Origin of the sequence: Clostridium tarantellae, from assembly GCF_009295725.1 — a bacterium.
GTDB lineage: Bacteria > Bacillota > Clostridia > Clostridiales > Clostridiaceae > Sarcina > Sarcina tarantellae.
The window spans coordinates 1-2,850 of sequence record NZ_WHJC01000373.1 but is presented as its reverse complement, the minus strand read 5'-3'; the positions used below and the strand labels follow the sequence as shown (position 1 = coordinate 2,850).

Here is a 2,850-nt window from a genome sequence, read left to right as displayed (position 1 = left end):
ATAAAACACAATGGTTAGATAATTTGTTAAGCTCTCTAACCTTTGTTATAAGGAAATATATACTACTTTCTTTAAATGAATCAAAACATGGTTATGGTATTATTCAAGATGTAGATATTTAAACTAAAGGTAGAATTAAATTAAGTTCTGGAACAGTTTATGGAACTCTAACAAAAATGTAAAAAAAGGGAATCATTTCTGTGTATTCAGATGAGGAAAGACGTACTGTTTATGAAATTACTGATTTAGGTAAAAATTTAATTTTACTTGAAATCCAAAGAATTAAAGAGCTATACCTTAATGCAGTAGAATTTGAGAATGATTTTCATGATTAAAAATATAATTAAACCATTTTGGAACTTAAACATATTAAAAACAGAAAAATGGTTAGAAAAAATGAATACTAAAAATTATGAATTAAAAAAGGTTAATTTTAAATTAGGAAAGTTTACTTTTGAAAAAAATAATTGTAACCCCTTAACATATAGAATTTACCACAATTCAATAAAGATTTCTCAATGCTCTCCTTCCTTAAAAAAAGAAGGATGGATTAATTATTTAAGAGTTAAAAAATCTGTTAATTCGAATATTTAACTATAAAAAAGGATACAATATTATTGTAAATTCACATAATTATAAATCATAAAGTCATAAAAAAGTATAAGGACGAAATTAAATTTCGTCCTTATACTTTTAATTATTTGTTTATTTGAGCTTTAGCAGTTTCTACTAAATTAGCAAAACCTTGAGCATCATTTATAGCCATTTCAGATAACATTTTTCTGTTTATCTCTATTCCAGCTAATTTTAATCCGTTCATAAATCTTGAATATGAAAGACCATTCATTCTTGTAGCCGCATTTATTCTTGCTATCCAAAGTCTTCTGTAATCTCTCTTCTTTAATCTTCTACCTACATAAGCATTTCTTAACGCTCTTATTACTGATTCATTAGCAGTTCTAAATAACTTACTTTTTCCACCGTAATATCCTTTTGCAAGCTTTAATACTTTCTTATGATTCTTACGGCTGTTAACCGCTCTTTTAACTCTTGCCATGTTTCAATTCCTCCTAGTGTTATATGTATGGTAATAATTTCTTCATTGCTTTTTCTTGAGTTGTTGAAACATAAGCAGCTTTTCTTAAGTTTCTTTTTCTCTTAGAACTTTTCTTAGTTAATATATGACTTTTGAAAGCCTTAGATCTTTTTAATTTACCTGAACCTGTTTTTTTAAATCTTTTTGCTGCACCTCTGTGCGTTTTCATTTTTGGCATAATAAGCCTCTCCTCTCCAGTTATGCTTTTTTAGGACTTACCATTAGCGACATATTTCTGCCCTCTTGTTTAGCTCCCTTTTCAACTACGCAAACATCTTCAAGTATTGAAACAAATTTTTCAAGTATTTTTTTACCCATCTCTCCTAATTGTGCTTCTCTACCTTTAAATCTAACTGTAATCTTAACTTTATCTCCAGCTAATAAGAATTTCCTAGCATTTTTTGCTTTTATTAATATATCATTTTCTTCAATAGTAAGACTGCATCTAATCTCTTTAATAACTGTAACTTTTTGATTTTTCTTTGATTCTTTTTCTTTTTTAGATTGTTCATAAATGAATTTTCCTAAATCCATTATTTTACACACTGGTGGATTAGCAGTTGGAGAAATCATTACTAAATCTAACTCTTTTTCATCTGCCATGTTTTGAGCTTCTCTAGTACTTATAACTCCTAACTGACTTCCATCAGAATTAATAAGTCTAATTTCTTTTTCTTTTATATATTCATTACAAATAAATTTTTTACTAATAACTTTCACCTCCCTAAATAAAATTATATGTAAATTTAAAAAATGGATGGCATAAGCCATCCATATTATCATACACTTACTGTTTTATATTTCAGCGATATTCAAATAAAATAACCCTACTAATATTTAAAATCTGTAAGGTGAGAAACTAATTCTCTACTTTGCTAGTTTATTATAACATTTTGAATTTATAATGTCAAATTTTTATCTTCTATGATGTTTTACTTTTATTTAAAATATTAGTTCTAAAAGTTTCAATACCTATTCTATCAATAAATTCTCCAAGCTTCTCTCCCATTTCTCCATACTCATTATAATAATTTAATATATTCTTTACTACTTCATAAGCTTTTCTTTCATCTAATTCTTTTACTAATATATTAGCTTGTCTAGGATTATGTCCTGCACTTCCTCCAACTGTTATAAAAAATTTACTATTATAATCAACTAACACACCTATATCCTTAGAGTAAATACTTGTACATGCATTTCTACAACCTGATACTCCTATTTTTGTTCTATTTGGCAAAAGCATTCCATGAAAATTATTACTTATTTTCATTCCAATGCCTATAATTGGATATTTAGAACGCTTACAAAAATTAGCTGGACATATTTCCACATTCTTTACTGATAGTTGATTTTTAACTGCTGGCTCCATACCCAAATCATTCCATATAGTGCTTAAATCCTCTTCTTTTAATCCTGTAATTAATATTCTTTGCCCGGAAGTTAATTTAAGTATAGCTTTATATTTTTTAGCAACCTCTCCTATCTTTATTAAATTATCTGGTGTTATAAAACCTCCTGGTATATGAGGCGTAATTCCATAAGTTCTTTCACCATTTCTAATTTTTTGTAAATTTCCATAAAGATTCATTTTTACCTCCTTACTATTTTATTATTAACTATACCTTATTCTATCCATATTGGGTATTATTATAAATTAATATTATACTATATAACAGTAAAAATCATATAACTAATGTTACATTAAATAAAAAATAAAATGATATAAACTAAAATATTTATACATATAAATG

Annotated in this window: 6 protein-coding genes; 2 read left to right on the top strand and 4 right to left on the bottom strand. The window is 26.4% G+C overall.

Features of this window, described 5'->3' with window-relative positions:
- Positions 1-200 precede the first annotated feature (200 nt).
- Both GBZ86_RS18470 and GBZ86_RS14630 read left to right on the top strand, forming a co-directional pair.
- Complete coding sequence (locus tag GBZ86_RS18470; protein WP_268817445.1) at positions 201-335, top strand: hypothetical protein; 135 nt, start codon at positions 201-203, stop codon at positions 333-335.
- Positions 328-594, top strand: coding sequence for a DUF2812 domain-containing protein (locus GBZ86_RS14630; protein WP_170272277.1), 267 nt, complete (start codon positions 328-330; stop codon positions 592-594). Before GBZ86_RS18470 ends, GBZ86_RS14630 begins: the two co-directional genes overlap by 8 nt.
- Before the next feature lie 103 nt (positions 595-697).
- Here the strand turns inward: GBZ86_RS14630 and rplT are convergent, their stop codons facing one another.
- The 4 genes from rplT to GBZ86_RS14610 all read right to left on the bottom strand — a co-directional run bounded on the left by rplT (position 698) and on the right by GBZ86_RS14610 (position 2,687).
- On the bottom strand, positions 698-1,057 hold the full coding sequence (gene rplT, locus GBZ86_RS14625; RefSeq protein WP_152891864.1) for a 50S ribosomal protein L20: 360 nt from the start codon (positions 1,055-1,057) through the stop codon (positions 698-700).
- Between the two features lie 19 nt (positions 1,058-1,076).
- Positions 1,077-1,274, bottom strand: coding sequence for a 50S ribosomal protein L35 (gene rpmI / locus GBZ86_RS14620; protein ID WP_152891863.1), 198 nt, complete (start codon positions 1,272-1,274; stop codon positions 1,077-1,079).
- Positions 1,275-1,294: 20 nt separating this feature from the next.
- Positions 1,295-1,816, bottom strand: a complete 522-nt coding sequence (gene infC / locus GBZ86_RS14615) for a translation initiation factor IF-3 (RefSeq protein WP_327445280.1) — start codon at positions 1,814-1,816, stop codon at positions 1,295-1,297.
- A 202-nt stretch (positions 1,817-2,018) separates the two neighbouring features.
- Complete coding sequence (locus GBZ86_RS14610) at positions 2,019-2,687, bottom strand: nitrite/sulfite reductase domain-containing protein (RefSeq protein WP_152891861.1); 669 nt, start codon at positions 2,685-2,687, stop codon at positions 2,019-2,021.
- Between the last annotated feature and the right edge of the window lie 163 nt (positions 2,688-2,850).

Bases quoted from the DNA above. Each gene is read 5' to 3' on its own strand.
- GBZ86_RS14610 (WP_152891861.1), bottom strand. From the start codon at position 2,687: ATGAATCTTTATGGAAATTTACAAAAAATTAGAAATGGTGAAAGAACT.
- rplT (WP_152891864.1), bottom strand. From the start codon at position 1,057: ATGGCAAGAGTTAAAAGAGCGGTTAACAGCCGTAAGAATCATAAGAAA.
- GBZ86_RS14630 (WP_170272277.1), top strand. From the start codon at position 328: ATGATTAAAAATATAATTAAACCATTTTGGAACTTAAACATATTAAAA.
- rpmI (WP_152891863.1), bottom strand. From the start codon at position 1,274: ATGCCAAAAATGAAAACGCACAGAGGTGCAGCAAAAAGATTTAAAAAA.